Annotated in this window: 15 protein-coding genes and 1 pseudogene; 11 read left to right on the forward strand and 5 right to left on the reverse strand. The window is 66.4% G+C overall.

Features of this window, described 5'->3' with window-relative positions:
* Positions 1 to 216: 216 nt before the first annotated feature.
* Both E6B08_RS31590 and E6B08_RS31595 read left to right on the forward strand, forming a co-directional pair.
* Positions 217 to 1,146, forward strand: a pseudogene (locus E6B08_RS31590) (cache domain-containing protein); the annotation flags it as partial.
* Positions 1,147 to 1,275: 129 nt separating this feature from the next.
* The gene (locus E6B08_RS31595; RefSeq protein ID WP_409524738.1) at positions 1,276 to 2,004 is read left to right on the forward strand and encodes a methyl-accepting chemotaxis protein; all 729 of its coding nucleotides are present in this window, start codon (positions 1,276 to 1,278) and stop codon (positions 2,002 to 2,004) included.
* A 116-nt stretch (positions 2,005 to 2,120) separates the two neighbouring features.
* Here the strand turns inward: E6B08_RS31595 and E6B08_RS26955 are convergent, their stop codons facing one another.
* Together E6B08_RS26955 and E6B08_RS26960 are read right to left on the reverse strand one after the other, a co-directional pair.
* The gene (locus tag E6B08_RS26955) at positions 2,121 to 2,900 is read right to left on the reverse strand and encodes an AraC family transcriptional regulator (protein ID WP_136916751.1); all 780 of its coding nucleotides are present in this window, start codon (positions 2,898 to 2,900) and stop codon (positions 2,121 to 2,123) included.
* Positions 2,901 to 2,945: 45 nt separating this feature from the next.
* On the reverse strand, positions 2,946 to 4,223 hold the full coding sequence (locus E6B08_RS26960) for an acetyl-CoA C-acetyltransferase (protein ID WP_136916752.1): 1,278 nt from the start codon (positions 4,221 to 4,223) through the stop codon (positions 2,946 to 2,948).
* A gap of 117 nt (positions 4,224 to 4,340) precedes the next feature.
* Here E6B08_RS26960 and E6B08_RS26965 point away from each other — a divergent pair, with 117 nt between their 5' ends.
* From E6B08_RS26965 to E6B08_RS27000, 8 genes are all read left to right on the forward strand, one after another.
* Complete coding sequence (locus E6B08_RS26965) at positions 4,341 to 5,693, forward strand: 3-oxoacyl-ACP reductase (protein WP_136916753.1); 1,353 nt, start codon at positions 4,341 to 4,343, stop codon at positions 5,691 to 5,693.
* A gap of 2 nt (positions 5,694 to 5,695) precedes the next feature.
* The gene (locus E6B08_RS26970) at positions 5,696 to 6,547 is read left to right on the forward strand and encodes a MaoC family dehydratase (RefSeq protein ID WP_136916754.1); all 852 of its coding nucleotides are present in this window, start codon (positions 5,696 to 5,698) and stop codon (positions 6,545 to 6,547) included.
* A 55-nt stretch (positions 6,548 to 6,602) separates the two neighbouring features.
* On the forward strand, positions 6,603 to 6,908 hold the full coding sequence (locus E6B08_RS26975) for a MazG-like family protein (protein ID WP_136916755.1): 306 nt from the start codon (positions 6,603 to 6,605) through the stop codon (positions 6,906 to 6,908).
* On the forward strand, positions 6,905 to 7,654 hold the full coding sequence (locus E6B08_RS26980; RefSeq protein ID WP_136916756.1) for a methyltransferase domain-containing protein: 750 nt from the start codon (positions 6,905 to 6,907) through the stop codon (positions 7,652 to 7,654). Before E6B08_RS26975 ends, E6B08_RS26980 begins: the two co-directional genes overlap by 4 nt.
* 19 nt (positions 7,655 to 7,673) lie before the next feature.
* Positions 7,674 to 8,309 carry a DUF4136 domain-containing protein gene (locus E6B08_RS26985; protein WP_136916757.1) on the forward strand — a complete coding sequence of 212 codons (636 nt, stop codon included), beginning with the start codon at positions 7,674 to 7,676 and terminating at the stop codon, positions 8,307 to 8,309.
* Positions 8,310 to 8,328: 19 nt separating this feature from the next.
* Positions 8,329 to 8,898 carry a DUF4136 domain-containing protein gene (locus tag E6B08_RS26990; RefSeq protein WP_136916758.1) on the forward strand — a complete coding sequence of 190 codons (570 nt, stop codon included), beginning with the start codon at positions 8,329 to 8,331 and terminating at the stop codon, positions 8,896 to 8,898.
* 194 nt (positions 8,899 to 9,092) lie between these two features.
* On the forward strand, positions 9,093 to 9,563 hold the full coding sequence (locus E6B08_RS26995; RefSeq protein ID WP_136916759.1) for an A24 family peptidase: 471 nt from the start codon (positions 9,093 to 9,095) through the stop codon (positions 9,561 to 9,563).
* A gap of 126 nt (positions 9,564 to 9,689) precedes the next feature.
* Positions 9,690 to 10,466 carry a response regulator transcription factor gene (locus E6B08_RS27000; RefSeq protein ID WP_136916760.1) on the forward strand — a complete coding sequence of 259 codons (777 nt, stop codon included), beginning with the start codon at positions 9,690 to 9,692 and terminating at the stop codon, positions 10,464 to 10,466.
* 20 nt (positions 10,467 to 10,486) lie between these two features.
* Here E6B08_RS27000 and E6B08_RS27005 read toward each other — a convergent pair whose 3' ends face one another.
* Positions 10,487 to 12,157 (reverse strand): ShlB/FhaC/HecB family hemolysin secretion/activation protein, encoded by a 1,671-nt coding sequence (locus E6B08_RS27005; protein WP_136916761.1) that lies wholly within the window; start codon positions 12,155 to 12,157, stop codon positions 10,487 to 10,489.
* 93 nt (positions 12,158 to 12,250) lie between these two features.
* Positions 12,251 to 14,602 (reverse strand): peptidoglycan glycosyltransferase PbpC, encoded by a 2,352-nt coding sequence (gene pbpC / locus E6B08_RS27010; RefSeq protein WP_136916762.1) that lies wholly within the window; start codon positions 14,600 to 14,602, stop codon positions 12,251 to 12,253.
* Positions 14,603 to 14,691: 89 nt separating this feature from the next.
* Here pbpC and E6B08_RS27015 point away from each other — a divergent pair, with 89 nt between their 5' ends.
* Positions 14,692 to 14,985 (forward strand): hypothetical protein, encoded by a 294-nt coding sequence (locus tag E6B08_RS27015; RefSeq protein ID WP_136916763.1) that lies wholly within the window; start codon positions 14,692 to 14,694, stop codon positions 14,983 to 14,985.
* A 154-nt stretch (positions 14,986 to 15,139) separates the two neighbouring features.
* Here E6B08_RS27015 and E6B08_RS27020 read toward each other — a convergent pair whose 3' ends face one another.
* On the reverse strand, positions 15,140 to 20,041 hold the full coding sequence (locus E6B08_RS27020; protein WP_136916764.1) for an alpha-2-macroglobulin family protein: 4,902 nt from the start codon (positions 20,039 to 20,041) through the stop codon (positions 15,140 to 15,142).
* Positions 20,042 to 20,075 lie beyond the last annotated feature (34 nt).

Raw genomic sequence — 20,075 nt, forward strand, 5'->3', positions numbered from 1 at the left:
GCTGCCGATGCAGTGACTACCTGCCTCGCGTGTCGAAAAAAATAATTTCCGGGAGCGTCGATGAACATCAAACAGAAACTGACTTGGGCCTTCGCCGTCATCGCCGGCCTGCCCATCGTCCTCGTGGCCACGTTGGTGGTCGTCAACCTGCGCGGCGAGGCTCGCGACGATTTCCTCGACAACAGCAGTCGGGAAATCCGCCAGGTCGGCAACGCCATGAACATCTTCTTCCAGGGCATCGACCAGAACGTCGCCTTCCTGGCCGCCCAGCCGCTGGTCGCCAGCACCGGCGGCAACCTGAACAAGTTCATGAGCGCCAACCCCTCCTACGCGCTCGGCGACCAGGACCGACAACTGCTCGACCTGTTCACCCGCCTGGCCGAGTCCCACCCGGGCTACGCCTACGTGTCCTACGGCGTCAGCGATGGCGGCTATGTCGGCTGGCCGGCCGGGCAGAAGTTCGTCAACTACGATCCGCGTCCGCGTCCCTGGTACCAGCTGGCCATGGCCAACCCGGGCAAGACCGTGCGCACCGGTGCCTACTACTGGGCGCCGGACGACGCCGTGCTGGTCAGCACCGTGCGCGCCGTGCCCAACCAACTGGGCAACCCTGGCGGCGTGGTCAACATCGACGTGTCGCTCAAGGGCCTGACCGAGATCGTCAAGCAGATCAAACTCGGCGAAAGCGGCTACCTGATGCTGGTGGAAAACAACGGCAACGTCATGGTCGACCCGCGCGATGCCAGCCACAACTTCAAGCAGCTGGACAGCTTCGGCGGCGGCTACAGCGAGCTGGCCAAGGCCGGCAAGGGCCTGGTCGAGGTCGAGATCGACGGCGTACGCTACATGGCCAACGTCTACCCCGACGCACAACTGGGCTGGACCTTCATCGGCCTGATCCAACACAGCGAGGTGATGCAAACCACCACCCGCCTGACCTGGCTGATCGGCACCATCGCCCTGGTGCTGGCGGCACTGTTCGCCGTGGTCGGCGCCGGCTTCGCCAAGCTCATCGTGCGCCCGATCAACAGTGTCACCAATGGCCTGGAAGACATCGCCCAGGGCGAAGGCGACCTGACCCGCAGCCTGGAGATTCGCGGCCGCGACGAAACCGCGCAACTGGCCAGCTGGTTCAACCAGTTCCTCGGCGCGATCCGCAGCCTGATCCAGCACATCGGTAGCGCCGCCGGCAAGATTCTCAGCACCTCGAGCAGCTCGACCCGAGTCTCCAACGACATGGCCGAGGCCGCCGGGCGCCAGCGCGAAGCCGTTGACATGGTGTCCACTGCCTTCCACGAAATGGTCGCCACCGCCAACGAAGTGGCGCGCTCCTGCAGCCAGGCCGCGCAATCGGCCGACAGCGGCCAGCAGCAGGCTCGCGAGGGCCAGCAGCAGATCGACGCGGCGGTACACAGTGTCGATCGCCTGAGCCAGGAGATCGAGCAGTCGGCGCAGTCGATCCAGCAACTGGAGCGTGACAGCAACGCCATCCAATCGATCCTCGGCACCATCCGCTCGATCGCCGAGCAGACCAACCTGCTGGCCCTCAATGCCGCCATCGAAGCGGCGCGGGCCGGCGAACAGGGCCGAGGCTTCGCCGTGGTCGCCGACGAGGTACGCGCGCTGGCCAAGCGCACCGCCGACTCCACCGCAGAGATCGACGGTTTGCTGGGCAACCTGGCCAGCCGCACCGCTGAAGTGGCCGAGCAGATGCACGCCAGCCTGGAAGTGTCGCAGCAGTCGGTGAGCCGTATCGGCCTGGCCCGCGACAGCTTCGGGCAGATCCGCGAGTCGGTGGACGTGATTCGCGACATGAACACGCAGATCGCCACTGCGGCCGAGGAGCAACATCAGGTGGCCGAGGACATCAACCGGCATATCAGCCAGATCCATGGCGATGCACAGCTGGTTGCCGAGCTGGCCCAAGCGGCGCGTCAGGATTCCGAGAGCCTGGCTGGGCTGTCCAACGAACTGGATTCGCTGGTGCGGCGGTTCAGGACCTGAGTGCATAGGGGTGGCGGGCGCATGTCTCGCGATCCAGGGTGATGCCAAAATCGAGCGCCGCGCGGGCGGCGCTCGATATGCGCCCCACCGCGAATCTCACGCCATCCCCCGCGCCCCTACAACTTCAACTCCCCAGGCGTAGCCCCGAACAACTGCCTGAACGCCGCGATATACGCCGACGTGGATTCATAACCACACCCCAACGCCGCCTCGGTCACGCTCTCTCCCGCCTCCAGCAGCGCCAGCGAAGACAGCAGCCGCATGCGCTGGCGCCAGTTGCGAAAACTCAGCCCGGTCTCGCGCTGGAACAGGCGCATCAAGGTCTTTTCCGAGCAGCCCAACTGCAACGCCCACTGTCCGAGGGTCTGCGGTTGATCCGGCTGCGCGATCAGCCCATTGCACAGTGCGAGCAACCCCGGGTGACGAGGAAGCGGCAGCGAGAACCCCACCTCGGGCAACGTACGTAACTGATCGAGCAGCACTGCCACCAACCGCGCCTCGGCACTGTCGCCTTCTGCATAATCGGCAGGCATCAGGCAGAACTGCTTGATCAGCTCGCGGGCCAGCGGCGTGACCTCCAGCACCCGGCACTGCTGCGCAGCCCACGGGCAGGCATCGCGACGCACGTAGAGACTGCGCATTTCCGCCTGCCCCGACGTCACCACCTCATGCTCGGCATCGGCAGGTATCCACACGCCCCACTGCGGCGGAGCGAAGTAGCTGCCATCGTCGGTGTACACCCCCAGTACACCACTGATGGCGTAGGAGAACTGCACCCAGTCGTGACGGTGGCGCATGGTCCAGGAGCCCGCGCCGAGGCTCTCGGCGCGGGCATAGAGTGGCCTGGGCAGTTGCTCCAGGGTGGGAATGGGACGAGGCAGTCCGATGGTCGGCATGGTGGTTTCTTAGGGTTGTGACCTGCCAAGCCTAACAGAGCCCGGTCAACGCTCGACGATCACCGTCACGCCCTGGCCACTCGCCGCACAAATCGAGATCAAGCCCCGCCCCTTGCCCGCCGTGGCCAACAGCTTGGCCAGGTTGGCGAGGATACGCCCGCCGGTAGCGGCGAATGGGTGACCCGCTGCCAGGGAGCTGCCCTTGACGTTGAGTTTGCTGCGGTCGATGGCCCCCAGTGGGGTGTCCAGGCCCAGCTTGTCGCGGCAGTAATCGGCGTCTTCCCAGGCCTTCAAGGTACACAGCACCTGGGCGGCGAACGCCTCGTGGATTTCGTAATAGTCGAAGTCCTGCAGGCTCAGCCCGTTGCGCGCCAACAGTCGCGGCACCGCGTACACCGGCGCCATCAGCAGCCCTTCCTGGCCTTTGACGAAGTCCACCGCCGCCGTCTCGCCATCCACCAGATAGGCCAGCACCGGCAGACCCTGCTGCTCTGCCCATTGTTCGCTACCCAGCAATACCAGCGAGGCGCCGTCGGTCAACGGCGTCGAGTTGCCTGCCGTCAGCGTGCCCCGCCCGCCCCGCTCGAACACCGGCTTGAGCTTGGACAGTGGCTCCAGGGTCAAGTCCGGGCGCAGGTTGTTGTCACGGCTGAGCCCCAGGTAGGGGGTCAGCAGGTCGTCCTGCCAACCTTCGGCATAGGCCGCCGCCAGGTGCTGATGGCTGAGCAGCGCCAGTTCGTCCTGTTCGGCACGACCAATGCCCCAGGTCTGGGCCATGCGCTCGCAGTGCTCGCCCATCGACAGCCCAGTGCGCGGTTCGCCATTGCGCGGCAACTCGGGCTTCAAATGCCTTGGCCGCAGTTTGAGCAGAGGTTTCAGGCGCTCACCCAGGCTACGCCCTCGGTTGGCCTGCAACAGCAGGCGACGCAGCCCCTCACTGACCGCGATCGGGGCATCGGAGGTGGTGTCGACGCCCCCGGCGATGCCACTTTCGATCTGCCCCAGGGCGATCTTGTTGGCCACCAGCAACGCTGCCTCCAGGCCAGTGCCACAGGCCTGCTGGATATCGTAGGCCGGGGTGCTCGGCGACAGCCGCGAGCCCAGCACGCACTCACGGGTCAGGTTCATGTCGCGCGAATGCTTGAGCACAGCGCCGGCGACCACCTCGCCCAGGCGCAGGCCATGCAGGCGATAGCGCTCGACCAGGCCTTCGAGGGCAGCGGTGAGCATGGCCTGGTTGCTGGCCGTGGCGTAGGCGCCATTGGAGCGGGCGAAGGGGATTCGGTTGCCGCCCAGGATCGCGACCCGGCGAGATGAACGCATGCGCATGTTCCTCCTGAAACAAATTGATCCGTAGAGCCTAGGTGTTTTTACCGCATTCGAACGACCTGGCCATAAAGTTGGTCCACACTTGCAAGCTTGCCTTCAGGGAGACCCGCAATGAGCGACCGCTATCTCGGCTTTGCCAATTCCAACCTTGGCCGGCGCCTCGTCGATGCCCTTGGCCTGCCGCGCCCGGCGCCCCTGGAACGCTGGCAGGCCGGTCGCCTGCGGCCGGTGGAAGGCGCGCTGGTGATCGGCGGCGGGCCTCTGGCTGGCGCGGTCGAGGCCATCGCCGCACGGCTTACCGACGAACGCTACAGCTTCAACGGCGACGGCCTGCAATCCCCCGCCTGGGTCGCCGGCATGGGGCCGAAGATCAAGGCGCTGGTGTTCGATGCCAGTCATCTCTGCGACAGCGATGCGCTGCGGCAGTTGCGCGAGTTTTTCCAGCCGTTGCTGCGCAGTCTGGCACCTTGCGCTCATGTGGTGATTCTCGGGCGCGCGCCCGAGCACCTCAGCGACCCGCTCGCCCGCGTCGCCCAGCGCGCCCTCGAGGGCTTCAGCCGCTCGCTGGCCAAGGAACTGCGCAATGGCGCTACCGCGCAGCTGCTGTACGTCGACGACGCTGCGCAGGACCAGCTCGAAGGAGCCCTGCGCTTCTTCCTTTCACCCAAGAGCGCCTTCATCTCGGGCCAGGTGCTGCGCTTGCAGGCCTGCCCGCGCCAGGTCGAGGACTGGACACGGCCGTTGGCCGGGCGCCGGGCGCTGGTCACTGGCGCCGCCCGCGGCATCGGCGCGGCCATCGCCGAGACCCTGGTCCGCGATGGCGCCGAGGTGACGCTGCTGGATGTGCCGCAGGCACGCAACGACCTCGACGCCCTGGCCGAGCGCCTCGGCGGCAGGGCCCTGGCCCTGGATATCTGTGCAAGCGATGCACCGGCGCAACTGATCGAGGCGCTGCCCGACGGCATCGACATCGTCGTGCACAACGCCGGTATCACCCGCGACAAGACATTGGCCAACATGACCCCGGAATACTGGGATGCGGTGCTGGCAGTCAACCTCAAGGCGCCGCAGGTACTGACCCAGGCGTTGTTCGAGGCCGGCACGCTCGGCGCCGATGCCCGTGTGACCCTGCTGGCGTCGGTCAGCGGCATCGCCGGCAACCGTGGCCAGGCCAACTATGCCGCGAGCAAGGCTGGCTTGATCGGCTTCGCCGAGGCCTGGGCCGACACGCTGGCCGAGCGCGGTGGCAGCATCAATGCCGTGGCCCCGGGCTTCATCGAAACCCACATGACCGCCGCCATGCCCATGGGCCTGCGCGAGGCCGGACGACGCCTGAGTTCGCTGGGACAGGGCGGGCGTCCACAGGATGTCGCCGAAGCCATCGCCTGGCTCAGCCAACCAGGCTCCGGCGCGGTCAATGGCCAGGTCCTGCGGGTCTGTGGCCAGGCACTGATGGGGGCCTGAACATGAACCGCCCATGGCACGACCTGTACACCCCCGACTCGAGCGCCAGCCTTTACCTGCGCGCGGCCAGCAAGCGCAAGATCAGCGGCGACAGCCTGCCAGCCGGCGGCCTGCGCTGCTTCGTGCGCCTGCAACCGGGCAACCTGGCGAAGTACCGCAGGCTCTGTCACTTCACCGACGACGGACGCCTGCCGGCCACCTATCCGCACATCATGGCGTTCCCCCTCCAACTGCAACTGCTGACGGCCAGAGACTTCCCCTTCCCATTGCTGGGGCTGGTGCACCTGCATAACCGCATCGAGGTGATCCGCCCGCTTGGCGGCATCGATGGCCTGCGTTTCGCCGTGCATGCCGACAACCTGCAACCGCACCCCAAGGGCGGCACCTTCGACCTGATCAGCGAAGCCGAGGATGGCCTGGGCCTGCTCTGGCGCGAGACCAGCCGCATGCTGGTACGCGGGCTGCACCTCGATGGCCAGGCCTGCGAAACCGAAGACCTGCCCCCCGAACCCCTGCCCGAGGCCACCCGCTGGTACGCCGACAGCGATATCGGCCGGCGCTACGCCAACGTCTGCGGCGACTACAACCCGATCCACCTGAGCGTAGTCAGCGCGCGCTTGTTCGGCTTCCCCACGGCCATCGCCCACGGCATGTGGACCAAGGCCATGGCCCTGGCCGCCCTGCGCACGCACCTGCCCAACAGCGGTTATGCCTTCGAGGTGGACTTCCGCAAGCCGGTGCGCTTGCCCTCGGAGGTCGTGCTCAGTGCCAGCGCGGCCGGGCCCAGCGGGGAACTGCGCCTGGATGGGCACGGCGACCTGCTGCACATGGTCGGGCGCTGGAGTCGGTTGTAGCCTCTTGCTTTGCACCGGGCCTGCGCCGAAGCTATACGGCATTAGGAGAGCCCCGATGAACCTGCAAGAACTTACCCAACGCCTGCACCAGATCCGCGACAACAACGACTGGCGCGGCTTCCACAGCCCGAAGAACCTGGCCATGGCCGCCAGTGTCGAAATGGCCGAGCTGGTCGAGATATTCCAGTGGCTGAGCGAGGATGAATCGCGCCAACTGCCACCTGAGAAACTCGCCCACGCCGGCCAGGAGGTCGGCGACGTGATCCTCTACCTGTTGCTGCTGTGCAGCGAACTGGGCCTGGACATGGATCAAGTGGTTCGCGCCAAGCTGGCCGACAGCGAAAGGCGCTTCGCGCGATGAACGACCGCCATTTCGATGAGCTTGCCACGCGCTTTGCCGAAAAGATCTACGGCGGCGCCAAGGGCGCGATCCGCCTCGCCGTGCTTCAGGCCGACCTCGCCGAAGCCCTGCCTGACCGCCCGCTGCGCATCCTCGACGTCGGTGCCGGGCTCGGCCACATGGCCTTGTGGCTGGCCGAGCGCGGCCACCAGGTGACCCTGGCCGAACCTGCCGCACCGATGCTCGAAGGCGCCCGTGCGCGGTTCGCCGAGGCCGGCCAGCAAGCCACGTTCGTCCAGGCCCCCTGGCAGGAGCTGCTCGGCCAACTGACCGAGCCGTTCGACGTGGTGTTGTGCCACGCCGTGCTCGAATGGCTGGCCGAGCCCGAGAGCATCCTGCCGGTGCTCCATCAACTGACCGCACCTGGCGGCTGGTTGTCGCTGGCGTTCTACAACCGCGACGCGCTGGTCTACCGCAACCTGCTGAAGGGGCATTTTCGCAAGTTGCGCAGCAACCGGCTGGAAGGCGAAAAGCAGAGCCTCACCCCGCAAAAACCGCTTGATCCGCGTGAACTCAAGGCGCAACTTGATTTCATGTGGCAGGTCGAAAGCGAGAGTGGCGTGAGGGTGTTCCACGACTACATGCCCAAGGAGTTCCAGGCCAAGGCCGAGCTGCTCGACCTGCTGGAAATGGAACTGGCCCACCGCCGACACCCCAGCTTCGCCGGGCTCGGCCGCTACCTGCACTGGGTCTGCCGTCCACGCTAACCGCCTGCCAGGAGGAACCATGTCGTACCGTTCGTTGTGCCTGGTCCTGTTGCCCTTCGCCCTGGCCGCCTGCCAGGGCAGCAACCCCTACGTTGCCAGCAGCAACCCGTTGCCGCCGGCACCGCCCGGCGCCGCCAGCACCTTCGATGTCAGTGCCTATCCGGCCCCGGCCCGCGACTATGGCAAGTACCGCAGCTGGAGCTGGCGCGACGGCCAGTTGCCGAGCGCCAACGCCAGCGCCGACCCGGCGCAACTGGCCGAGGCGGTCAGCAACGCCCTGGACCAGCAAGGCCTGCGCCCGGCAAGGGGCGCCACTGCCGACCTGCTGGTCAGCGCCGACATCCGCCTGGAGCGGCGCCTGCGCCAGGTGCGTGACTACGACTACTACGACCCCTATTACGGCCCGTACCCCTATGGTGGCGTCGGTTTCGGCGGCTACCGCAATGGTTACGGCGCCTACGGCAGCGTGCCGATCGTGCGTACCTACGAGGTGGAGGTGATGGTGGTGCGCATCGACCTGTTCGATGCCCGCAACGGCCAGCCGGTATGGAGCGCCAGCGCCGAGAGTGGCAGCGACAAGGACTCGCCGCGCGACCGTGAGGCCGCCCTGCGCGACTCGGTGCACAAGGCACTCAGCGGCTATCCTCCTAGCTAACGTTCAACGGAGATCCATCATGTTGCGCCGTCTCGTTCTATTGTCGTTCGCGTTAATACTCGCCGCCTGCTCGAGTAACAATGTGCAGCAGGACTTCGACGCCAGCCGCGATTTCGCCGCCTACCGCAGCTGGGCATGGCAGGAACCGGCGCTGCAATATCGTCCGGACGATCCCAGGATCAAGAGCGACCTGACCGAACAACGTATCCGCCAGGCAGTCGCCGATCAGCTCGACCAGCGTGGCCTGCGCCCGGTGCAGGGCAATGCCAAGCCTGACGTCAGGGTGCAGGCCTACCTGATCGTCGAGCAGCGCCAGCAGCAGATTTCCACCAACTACGGCGGAGGCTGGGGTGGCTACTGGGGCGGCTACTGGGGTGGGCCGATGTACAACGAAACCCGAACCGTCGACTACAAAGTGGCGACCATCCAGGTCGACCTGTTCGACGGCCATGACGGCAAGCTGGTCTGGCGCGGCAGCGCCGAGCAGATCATGAACAACTACCCACCCAGCCCCGAAGAGCGCGCCAGCGCCATCCACAACACCGTGGCCAAGGTCATGGGCAACTATCCCCCGGGGCGGGCCAAGTAAGCGCCCCAACTCCGGCTCGTCGACGCCTGCAGGCACAGCATCCAGCCTGCAGGCACCGGCCTGCACAGGCGGTCATCCTACTGCCAGCTCTTTTTCACATCTCGCCAGGCTCGCTCGCAGGTTCGCGTCTACCCTGACATTGAAACCTGCGTGACAGTACAGATCCGTTCAACGAATAGGGATGCAATTGGCCAATGCAAAGCATTGTTCTTCTGATGTGGCTTGCCTTGTGCACTGAACAAGATATCCGCGAACGGCAGATTTCCGACTTGCTGACACTGGGCGTGGCCGGTTGTGCACTGGTCTGGCTGTTCGCCACCGGCCACAGCTGGATCGGCGCCGACGCCAGCGACGCCGGCTGGGCACTGGCGATCGTCATGCTGCTGACCCTGCCCGGCTACATGCTTGGCCGCTTCGGCGCCGACGACGTCAAGCTGATGGGCGCCCTGGCGTTGGCCACCAGCCCGCAATACGTGCTCGGCACGTTCATCGGCGCGGGTATCACCGTGGTGTTCTGGCTGCTTGGGCGCAGGCGGCTGTGGACGCTGCTCAACCCCAAGATCAAGAAGCGCCTGCAGGCCCTGACCGAGCAGTTGGGCGACAAGCAGGCGTTCGTACCTTACGTGCTGGTTGGCTTTCTACTGACAGCTGTATGGATCCAATGAGCCTCCCTGTGGTCGGATCTCTTGTACAGAAGTTGTACATAATCGCCAGGTGCGACTATTTTTTAGCTGCCAACATGTCAAGCACGGTAGTTGGAGTCGGACAGGGTACGGAACAGGGAGTTGACCGTGAACAAGCCATTGAGTGAGGTAAAGGTCCTCGTCGTCGATGACCAGCCTCTGATCGTCGAGCAGTTATGCGAGTTTCTCGAAAGCCAGGGCCATCCATGCGTCCCGGCCTATTCCACCGACCAGGCCATCGAATGCTATCGCGCCGATGACAGCATCGGCCTGGTGCTGTGCGACCTGCACATGCCAGAGCGCGATGGCATCGAGCTGGTCCGCGCGCTCAAGGAGATTGCCGGGCGCCAACGCATCTTCGAAGCCATCATGCTCACCGGCCGGGCCGAGAAGCAGGACGTGGTCCGTGCCCTGCGCGAAGGCTTTGCCGACTATTACCAGAAACCGATGGACCTGGACGAGCTGCTCGCAGGCGTACGCCGCCAGGAACAAGCGCTGCGTGAACGTATGAACAATTTCCAGGATCTGGGCGGCCTCAACCAGCGCCTGCAGGACCTCGCCGAGTCCATCGACGACCTCTACCAGGACCTGGAAAAGGCGCGCGGCCAAGGCGTGCACCGCCGTGCCGGCGAGGTCGAGGAAGGCGAGAGCGAGTTGCCCGCCGCCTTCGAGAAACTCTCCCCTCGCCAACTCGAAGTGGCGCGCCTGGTCGGCAAGGGCAAGACCAACTACCAGATCGCCTGCGAGCTGGGCATCACCGAAAATACCGTCAAACTCTACGTGTCCCAGGTCTTGCGCCTGACCCACATGCACAACCGCACCCAGCTGGCGCTGGCCCTCACCCCCAGTTCGTCGCCAGTGCACCAACGCTTCACCACCCATTAGTCGGCCCTTGCAGGCTGCCGCTAGAGCTGCAGGCTGACGCTCAAGGTCAGCCGCGGGCGGCGGTCGAGGCTGTCCAGGGCGATGTCCGCAAGCGGCTTGGCCAGCTCCAGAGCCAGGCTGTAGGCCTTGCCATCCCCGGCGCGCAATCCCATGGCCAAGGAACCCAGACGCGCATCTTCGATGCCGCCACGGTTGAACCATGCGCGGGCGCTGTCGAGTACTGCGTAGGGTTGCACGGTGCTGAACCAGGCGCCCTCGCGCCGTAGCCGGTAGTTGATTTCGTAAGCCAGCCCCCAGCCCTTGTCGCCCGCGGCCTGGTCACTGGGGTATCCGCGACCGAAGTTCTGCCCGCCGAAGGGCGCACGCTCACTGTCCGGCACGTGATAATCGCTCCAGTAAAAGGCGCCCGACAGCACGCCCTGCCAATTGCCAGGCCAGTCATCGCTTTGCACGCCCGCCAGGTGCAGGCGCAGGAAGTCCAGGTCCGCCTCGCCATCGCTGCGGGCACCGAATTGATCGAGGCCCTGATGGACACTGCCGCTGACCAGGCGCAATCGCCCGTCTTCGACCTTGCGCCAATCGGCTTCGAACGACAGCACGCGCAGGTCCGTCTCATCACGAAGATGCTGACCGCCATGCGCCATCTGGGTATCGCTACGATCGGTTCCGACCTCGAACCGCGCCACGGCATCCAGCCATTCGTCCGCCGTCGCGATCAACGGCTGGCTGATGCCCACGCTGTAACGCTCGTTGTCCCGGTTGCGGCTCATGTAGCCGCCGTGACCCAGGCGAATGCGGGTGGTCGAATCGTTGCGATAACGCATCGCCGAAGCCAATACCTGGCTGCCCTCGCCATCGACGAACTGCCCGTAGTCCAGGCGCCAGTAGTGCGCTTGGTCCTCTCCTGGCGGCAGCAGCACCGCAGCGCTCAACCGCTCGGCGAAGCGCGTTTGCGCCTGGCTGGCGACACGCAGCAGCGCCTGCGGGCTGTCGCGGCTACCATCGGCGAACGTGATGGCGGCGCCAATGGGCTTGCGCGTCACCTGCAGCACCAGGTGCATGGCCTGCTCGTTGGCACCTGGCTGCAACGCCTGGGCCTGCAACGACACACCGGGAATGCGCTCGATCAGGCCGATGTAGCGCTCGAACGACTGACGCGTCAGCGGGCGTTCGGCCTTGAGCTTTGCCAGCAATTGCTCAAGATAGGCCTTCGCCGGGCCGATATCGCCGTGGACCTCGCAGTCGCTCACATACCCTTCCACCAACACCACACTGACCCGGCCATCGGCCAGGTCCTGGGGCACCAGGTAGGCATGCGAAAGCAGGTAGCCGTCCTGCTGGTAGCGCAGGGTCAGGCGGTCGGCGTAGTCGACCAACTGCCCCAGGGTCACGTCCTGGCCGATCAGGGGCTGGAAGTGCTCGCGAAGGTCGCTCAACGGATAGACCGTGCCGCCTTCGAAGCGCACCTTGCGCAGGTGCACACGGGCGTTGAGGTCCAGTGCCGGACGCGGGTGCGTGCCATCGACCAGCAGCAACTGCCCGGCGCCGATGGGTCGGTAGGCGTCGATGGGCAGGTTGCTTGCGGGCAGCAGGCTTTCATCGGCGCTGCCGGTCAGGAAGCCGGGCAGCGGCGCGGCGCCCGCTGCGCAGGCCGAGCACAGGGCCAACCAGGTCACCACCCACTGACGCATGCGGATACTCCCTGCTCGCCCGATCCGTGCCGCAGTCTGCAAGCACAAGCCTAGGCGAGCGACCAGGGGGCGTCGACCTGCAACCGTTGTGCGTCACTCGACCTGGAACGCCACCCGCGCAGTCTCGCCACTCTCGTCGAGGGCGCTGAGCTCGACCTGGCCGGTGGTTTCGAAGCGCACCAGCAGGTTGCCCTGGGCCTCGGTCTCGCCGAGCGGCTGCCCATTGAGGAACCACCAACGCCGGCCAGCGCCGCCCAGGGCCGACACATACACCTGCAGCGGCTCGCTGCTCTGTGCCGGGCGACGCAGGTTGTCACCAGGGCGCACGCCGACGATCGATAGCGGCGGCGCGCTCGGCGAGCCTTGGGGTGGGCAGTTGGCGGCCACCGCCGGCAGTCTCGCCGCCCGTCGTTCACCACGGGGCAACCAAGGTTCCAGCGGGGCCGGCCAGAGGGCGATATCGCGTGCCGTGGCACCAGGGCAACTGCCATCGACCCGCAGCCCCTGGGCATCGACCCAGACCCGCTCGTGCAAGCCCAGCCCCAGCGGCTGGTCGGCCGCCTGCAAGGTCGGCGGCGTGGTGCCGTCGAGGGTCCAGGCGAAGCGCTGGCGCCTGCAGTTGGGATCCTGGCGATTCATCGGCATCCCCAGCGGCCAGCAGATCGCTGCCACGCCGACGCTGGCAGGCACCTGCTCCACGGGCGCACTCAGGCCGCGCTGGCTGTCGCGGTTGCTCAGCAGGTCGTGCACCTGGAGCATCAGCGGGGCGGCGGAAGCCAGGCCGAACTGGCCCGGCACGGGGGTGCCGTCGGGGCGCCCGATCCACACGCCGATCAGGTAGCGCGGGCCCACGCCGATCGACCAGGCATCGCGAAAGCCGTAGCTGGTGCCGGTCTTCCAGGCCAGTTGCGCACGTTGCACCAGCTCGGCGTGCGGATCGCGGTCAGGCCGCGCCTGGCCACTGAGGATACGCCGGATGATCCACGCCGCTCCCGGCGACATCAGACGTCGTTCCAGCAACGGGTCCTGCGGCTGCAAGCGTACCCGTGCACTGTGCCCGCCCCGGGCCAGCGCCGCGTAGCCGCCGACCAGGTCTTCCAGGCGGCTGCCAGCGCCACCGAGGATCAACGACAGGTTGGGCTCGGCCAGTGGCGGCAGCGCCAGGGGCACACCGGCCATGCGTAACTGCGCGGCGAAGCGTTTCGGCCCGTAGGCTTCGAGCAACTGCACCGCCGGCAGGTTGAGCGACAGTGCCAGCGCCGAGCTGGCTGACACCGGGCCGCTGAACCCCATCGAGAAGTTGCCGGGACGGTAGTCGCCATAACGTCGTGGCACATCCTGCAACAGCGACTCGGAGTGGATCAGCCCATCGTCCATGGCCAGGCCATAGAGAAACGGCTTGAGGGTCGAGCCCGGCGAGCGCAGCGAACGCACCATGTCGACATGGCCAAAGCGGCGTTCATCGGCAAGATCGACCGAGCCCAGGTAGGCGCGCACCGCCATGCTCTGCGCATCGACCACCAGGATCGCCGCCGAGGTGCGGTCGGGCAGGCGCGCCCGCCAGCCCAGCAGCAAGTCTTCCAGGCGCCGCTGCAACGAAGCGTCCAGGGTGGTGCGGATCAACGGCGGGCTGCCAGGCGTGTTCAAGCGGCGTGCCAGCAGTGGCGCGAGTGCCGGCTCCTGGCGCGGGGCCAGGAGCAAGGGTTCTTCGCGGGCCTCGGCGATCTGCCGGGCCGGCCAGACCTGGTATTCGTCCAGGCGTTGCAGCACCTTGTCACGGGCTCGCTGGGCGCGTTCGGGGTGGCGATCGGGGCGCAGGCGGCTGGGCGCCTGGGGCAGTACCGCGAGCAAGGCGGCTTCGGCTGGAGTGAGGTGCTGCGGCGACTTGCCCAGATAAGCCCAGCTTGCCGCTGCCACACCCTGCAAGGTACCGCCGAAGGGGGCGCGGTTGAGGTACAACTGGAGGATTTCGCGCTTGGACAGGTGCCACTCCAGTTGCGCCGTGCGCCACAGCTGGCGCAGCTTGCCGGCCAAGGTCCGGTCGTGTGGGTCGAGCAGACGCGCCACCTGCATCGACAGCGTGCTGCCTCCGGACACCACGCGCCCGCCACGCAGGTTGAGCCAGGCCGCACGTGCCAGGGCCAGCGGGTTGACCCCAGGGTGACTGTAGAACCAACGATCTTCATAGGTCAGCAGCGCTTGCAGGTACAACGGCGAGACTTCGTCGGGGCTGACCGGATAGCGCCATACCCCGTCGGTGTCGGCGAATCGCCACAGCGGCGTGCCGTCTTCGGCGAGCACCACCCGCGCCAGGTCGTCGGCAGGCATTGGCAACGGCCACAGCCGGTCGGCCAGCCACAGCAGCCCGAGCATCAGCACGATGCCTAACGCCATGTTGCGCCCCCCCCTTGCCATGCGGGTGCGCGGCCGGGCTAAGCTAGGCATCGGGCTTGGCATCGGGAACCGACCCGGCCAGGTGATGGCCAAAGGCTTGGAAGCGGCAACCGCGCCGATTCGTCTATCAGGAAGCAACTATGCATGTAGAAGGTTTTTTCGAGTGGCTTGGCCAGGCGCTGGGGTCGTTGATTCGCTTCATCGTCGATGTCTTGAGCGGGTTGTTCAACCTGCTGGCCAATGCCGGGGGCAATTTCATCGATGGCCTGGCACGCACGCTGGGCATGGACACCTCGCTGGTCAGCATCCTGGCCCTGGTCATCGGCCTGTTGCTGCTGTACTCGGCCATCCGCGCCTTCATGCGTGCCTCGGTCATCGCCGGGATCATCTGGCTGGTGCTGGGGCTGTGGGTGATGAGCTGGGTCATTCACTGAAGCTTACGTGACGCGGCTGTGTGTAGGAGCGGCCTTGCGCCGCGAAAGGGCTGCGCAGCAGCCCCGAGGTTTAAGCGGTGGTGCCGCTATCGTTGGGGCTGCTGCGCAGCCCTTTCGCGGCACAAGGCCGCTCCTACAAGGTGGCCCGCGCCCCCTAGCGGGCCTTGACCGTCATCTCTCCCTGCCCATCGCCCACGGCCTGCAGGTTCGGCCTGTACATCGACTCGACCTGCGGCGGCGGCACGCGGTAAGTGCCAGGTGTCACCGCACGGGCCAGGTACAGCAAGTGGGTGGTGCCATAGCCGTCGAGCTTGAGCGCCGCGACGTAACGATCGTCCCGGTACTCCTGGTGCACCACGCTGGCGTTCTGCATCGACTCGCGCCACTGCTTCACCGCGCTGCTGGCGTTGTCCAGGCTGGCCGCGCTCTGCGCCAGGTTCTGGTTCTCCAGCTCCAGGCCGGCCGGCAGCAGGTCGACCACCAGCGCATCGGGCACCCGGTCCTGCGACTTGAGCGCCAGGTGTACCAGTACCAGGTCGCCGCTGCGCAGGTTGTGCAGGTCCAGCGCCTGGCCATTCATGCCCAGGTATTCGCGGCGGATCTCCATGCCGTTACCCATGGCGGCAGGCGCCTGGCGCGGGTATCCCGACAACGTCAGTTGCTGGTAGAGGGTCTCGCTGCCTTCGTTCTGTACGCTCAGCGGGGAAGCCAGCAGTGGCCCCTCGAGTTTCATCCCGGACTCGGCATTGTTCAGCTCACGCACCTCGCCGGCGCTGTCCAGGCGCGCCTGCCACTGGCCTTCCGGCTTACCGAGCAAGCCACGGCCGGCCAGGTAGAGTGCATTGCGTTCCTGGGTCGACAGCCAGCGATTGGCCGCCAGTTCGTCGGAGAGCGCGAACAGCCGCTGGTCGACCTGGCCGCTGGCCAAGTCGTTCTCCTGCAACAGCGCCAGAATCAGCGCCTGGTCACGCAGGCTGCTGCCGTAGTCGGCCATCCAACCCTTGCTGCGGCCAATGCCCAGCCCGGCCTGCAGGGCCTGCTGCGAACGCGGCTTGTCGCCCATCTTGTCCAGCGCTACCGCCAGTTGCACCAGCGGCAGGCCGGAGCGCGCATCGGCACGGCGCTCGAACAGGCTGCGCAAGGCGCCCAGCGGTGCCTGCTGGCTACGCGCAAGTACCAGCGCCGCATACGCCTGCACGGCGAAGCGGGTGTGCTCGGCATTCTCGCTGTAATCGACCTCGATCAGGTTACGCTCCTGCAGGTAACGCAACAGGCGCTCGTTGGCCTTCTTCAAGGCTTCGGCGGGTACGCCATAACCCTGGTCACGGGCGCGCAGCAGGAAGTCGGTGACATAGGCGGTCAGCCAGTATTCCTCCTCGCTGTCCGAACTCCACAGACCGAAGCTACCGTTGTAGCGCTGCATCCCCAGCAGGTGCTCGATGCCCATTTCCATCTTGCGTTTGCGCACCTCGGTCGGCTCGCCCTTGATCCCTAGGCGCTTGAGGCTTTCGGCATCGGCGTACAACGACGGGTACAGGCCGCTGGTGGTCTGCTCCAGGCAGCCATACGGGTAGGCTTCCAGGGCACGAATCTGCTCGGCCAGGTTCAGCGGCGGGCGGCTCGAGAGTGCCAGGCTGGCTTCCAGGCCTGCAGGCTCGAAGGCGGCCAGGTCGCCCTCGGGCAGGGTCCACGGCTGGTCCTTGAGGGCCACGCGGTAGTGCTTGAGCATCGCCGGATAGGCGGGGCGCACGCCCAGGGTCCACTCACGCTCGAAGGCATTGGCGGGCTCGCCAGGCAGTTGCAGGCCGGTGACGCGCACGTGCACCTTGCCCTGCCCCAGGCCACCCTGGGCCTGCACCGGAATCATCAACGTGCTGCGCTGGCCCTCGGCCAGGGCGACATTCTGCTGGGCGCTGGTGACCAGGCTCAATTGGCCATCGGTGCTGATCTCGACGTTGAGTTGCTGAGCGCGGCCAGACAGATTGGCCAGGTCCAGCGCCAGGTTGGTCTGGTCGCCGCCAGCGAGGAAGCGCGGCGCCGACAGCTCGGCGATCAACGGTGCGGCCACCACGGTCTTGCCCTCGGCCATGCCGAAGTGCTCGTCGGTCCAGGCCTGGGCCATCAGCCGCAGCTCGCCGTTGAAGTCGGGGATGGCGACCGTCGCCTCGCCTTCGCCCTGCTCGTTCAGGGTCACCGGCAGGCTTTGCTGGGCGACGATGGTCACCGTGGTGTTGGGCCGCTTGCCGCCCTTGGCCATCGCCGCGTCACCACCGAACGCCAGGCTGGCCAGGCGGCCCTGGCCGGCTTCGATCAATTGGCCGTAGATGTCCAGTTGGTCGGCGCCGTAGGCCTTGCGCCCGAACAGGCTGGCGAACGGGTCGGGCGTCTTGAAGTCGGTGATGTTGAGGATGCCCACGTCGACGGCGGACAGCAGCACATGCACCTGCTTGGGAATGCTGCCATCGGCGTTGGCGGCCTTGAAACGGACCGTCAGCGGTTGCTTGGGACGCATCTTCTCCGGTGCCTGCAGGCTCAGCGCGAGCTTGCGCTCGGCACGTGCCAGCGGCAGGTGCAGCACGCCCACGGCGCGCTTGGGCGTGGCATTGGCCTTGCGCTCGCCTGGGCGGATCACCAGGGCGCTGATGTACAGGTCGTGACGGGCCCATTGCTTGTCCAACTGCACGTCGAAGGTCTTGCCCTCGGCCGGCACGTCGATTTCCTGCCACCACAGCGGGCCATCGCTGGACTCGACCATCAGGTAGCCGCTGCCGGCCGCTGGCGGGGTCACGGTGACCTTGGCGCTGGCGCCATCGGCGTAGGCCGGCTTGTCCAGCGCCAGCTTGACCTGGTCGGGGCGTACCGCGCCACCCTCGGCATTGTCCTGGGCGCGGTAGCCGGCCCAGAAGCGTTCACTGGACACCAGCCCGGTCTGCGGGTCTTCGACCTCGACCCTGTAAGGGCCCCACTCGACGGGGAAGGTGAGCTTGGCAGTGGAGCCGGCCTTGACGCTGACCGTCTGCTCGCTCTGGGTGAGGAATTTCTCGTTGTAGTTGTAGCTCCAGCCGTCGCTGTCGGAGTAGTTCCAGTAGTAGTCGCGGCGCTCGCGCACCAGCCGCACCTTGAGTTCGTCGGCGGCGAGCTTGTGCCCTTCACGGTCGGCTACCAGAAACTCGAATTCCACCGGGCCGTCACTGTCGGTTTCGTCACCATCGAACAGGCCACGCAGGCCAGGCAGGCGCTCGGCGGGCCAGATCGGCTGCTCGAGGCGACGGGTGATCGGCCGGCCACCGGACTCCTGCAGGCTGGCCTGCACGGTCAGTTGCAATGGCGAGCGGGCTTCGGTCCAACGGCTTTCGATATCCAGCACGGCTTTGCCGGCCTGGTCGAGGGTGACTTCGTCCAGTTCCAGGTCCTGGTTCAGGTCGGTCTCGGTGACCGCACCGAACTGGTAGCCCGGCAGGGCCGCTACCGCTTCGCGAAGCGGTCGTACGTAGGCCTGCCCGCTCAGGCGGTTGCCAGCGGCCGGGGCGCCGTAGAGGTAGCGGCCATTGACCTGGATGCGGGCATTCTGCTCTGGCGACAGCGGCTTGGCGCTGCCCTTGAGTTCCAGGGCCAGGCGCTCAGGCAGGAAGTCCTCGACCAGGAATTCGTATACCTGCTTGCGCCCACCGCCCAGGTCGAGCAGCAATTGCCAGCGCCCGGTCGGGGCCTCACCGGCCAGTTGCAACTGGTACTGGAACAGGCCATTGGCATCGGCTTCCCAGACGAACTTGCGGCTCACCTGCTCATCGGGGCGGCGCACTTCCACATTGACCGGCTGGGCCTTGACCGGCTTGCCGTCCTGGTCGCGCAGCAGGCCATTGAGCAACACCGTCTCGCCGGGGCGATAGAGGTCGCGCGGGCCGAAGATGAAGAACTGCAACGGGTTGGCCTGGGGGCCGGTGATGTCGAACTCGGCCAGGTCCAGGGCTGCGGTGTTCAGGCGCAGCAGCGTGGTATGCACGCCCTGGGTGGCGATCAGCGTATCGGCCTTGGCGGTGATCGGCAGTTGTGCATGGCCGGCGCCATCGGTGCTGGCCTGGGCCAGCAGCTTGCCCTTGTCATCGTGCAGTTCGAGCTTGACGTCCTTGAGCGCCTTGCCGCCTTCCAGGGCCTGGGCGAACACGTCGAGGCGATCGCGGTAGCGGTGAGCGGAGACGCCGATATCGCTCAGGGTGAACAGCGTGGCGGGCTGCGAGTAATCGTAGGTGCCCGAGGCTCGCATCACCGCCAGGTACACGCCGGGCTCCTGCAGCGGCTTGATGCCGGCGATCGGCAGTAGCACGGTCTCGCGGGTGTTGCGCGCCGGGTTGAGGTCGAAGCGGCCGCTGTAGACCAGGTCGGCCATGTTCAGCGTCTCTTTCGACTGGTAGTAGTACAGGCTGCTGTTGCGCCCCCAGTTGGCGAGGAAGGTCGAGAGCATTTCCGGCTTGACCCGGAAGAACTCGACATCGACCTTGGCGACGTTCAGGGCGATGACCGGCAGGCCTTCGGCCAGGCGCGTAGGCAGCAACGAGCCACGGCTGGCGAAGCCAACGGTCGGTTGCATGTCGCGGGTCTCCAGGCGGCTGACCGATTCATTGGCCAGCTGCAGGCCGTTGACCGCGCGCAGGCCCTTGTCGACGGTCAGCACCAGCTTGCGCTGCGGCTCCAGGTGGCGCAAGCGCAGCTCCATCTGGTTGTCGGACAGCTCCCAGGCGCCGTCGAGCTTGCCTTTGACGGTGTCCACCAGATGCACGCGGCTGGCGAAATCCTGGTCGGCCTCGAGCGGTGCGGAGAAGCTGATGGACAGGGCACTGGCTCCGTCGACCTGCACTTCCGAGACATCCAGCACGGTGAGTTCGCGACCCTCGTAGCGCTTGGCGAGCACCGCCGGATCCTCGCGCTTGGGCGCTGGGGCCGCAGCGGGGGCACTGGCGGCTGGTTTTTCAGCCGGCGTCGGTGTATCGGGGGTGGAGGAGTCACATGCACTGAGCAAGGCCAGCGCGCAGGCCAGCAACAATCCTTTGTTGAACATGGAGTAGGAACTCTTGGGCAGCGTAACGATGAGG

Source organism: Pseudomonas putida, from assembly GCF_005080685.1.
GTDB classification, from domain to species: Bacteria; Pseudomonadota; Gammaproteobacteria; order Pseudomonadales; family Pseudomonadaceae; genus Aquipseudomonas; species Aquipseudomonas putida_V.

Excerpts from the sequence above, each read along its gene's own strand:
- E6B08_RS31595 (WP_409524738.1), top strand. The coding sequence starts at position 1,276 with ATGGTGTCCACTGCCTTCCACGAAATGGTCGCCACCGCCAACGAAGTG.
- E6B08_RS26955 (WP_136916751.1), bottom strand. The coding sequence starts at position 2,900 with ATGCCGACCATCGGACTGCCTCGTCCCATTCCCACCCTGGAGCAACTG.
- E6B08_RS26960 (WP_136916752.1), bottom strand. The coding sequence starts at position 4,223 with ATGCGTTCATCTCGCCGGGTCGCGATCCTGGGCGGCAACCGAATCCCC.
- E6B08_RS26965 (WP_136916753.1), top strand. The coding sequence starts at position 4,341 with ATGAGCGACCGCTATCTCGGCTTTGCCAATTCCAACCTTGGCCGGCGC.
- E6B08_RS26970 (WP_136916754.1), top strand. The coding sequence starts at position 5,696 with ATGAACCGCCCATGGCACGACCTGTACACCCCCGACTCGAGCGCCAGC.
- E6B08_RS26975 (WP_136916755.1), top strand. The coding sequence starts at position 6,603 with ATGAACCTGCAAGAACTTACCCAACGCCTGCACCAGATCCGCGACAAC.
- E6B08_RS26980 (WP_136916756.1), top strand. The coding sequence starts at position 6,905 with ATGAACGACCGCCATTTCGATGAGCTTGCCACGCGCTTTGCCGAAAAG.
- E6B08_RS26985 (WP_136916757.1), top strand. The coding sequence starts at position 7,674 with ATGTCGTACCGTTCGTTGTGCCTGGTCCTGTTGCCCTTCGCCCTGGCC.
- E6B08_RS26990 (WP_136916758.1), top strand. The coding sequence starts at position 8,329 with ATGTTGCGCCGTCTCGTTCTATTGTCGTTCGCGTTAATACTCGCCGCC.
- E6B08_RS26995 (WP_136916759.1), top strand. The coding sequence starts at position 9,093 with ATGCAAAGCATTGTTCTTCTGATGTGGCTTGCCTTGTGCACTGAACAA.
- E6B08_RS27005 (WP_136916761.1), bottom strand. The coding sequence starts at position 12,157 with ATGCGTCAGTGGGTGGTGACCTGGTTGGCCCTGTGCTCGGCCTGCGCA.
- pbpC (WP_136916762.1), bottom strand. The coding sequence starts at position 14,602 with ATGCCTAGCTTAGCCCGGCCGCGCACCCGCATGGCAAGGGGGGGGCGC.
- E6B08_RS27015 (WP_136916763.1), top strand. The coding sequence starts at position 14,692 with ATGCATGTAGAAGGTTTTTTCGAGTGGCTTGGCCAGGCGCTGGGGTCG.
- E6B08_RS27020 (WP_136916764.1), bottom strand. The coding sequence starts at position 20,041 with ATGTTCAACAAAGGATTGTTGCTGGCCTGCGCGCTGGCCTTGCTCAGT.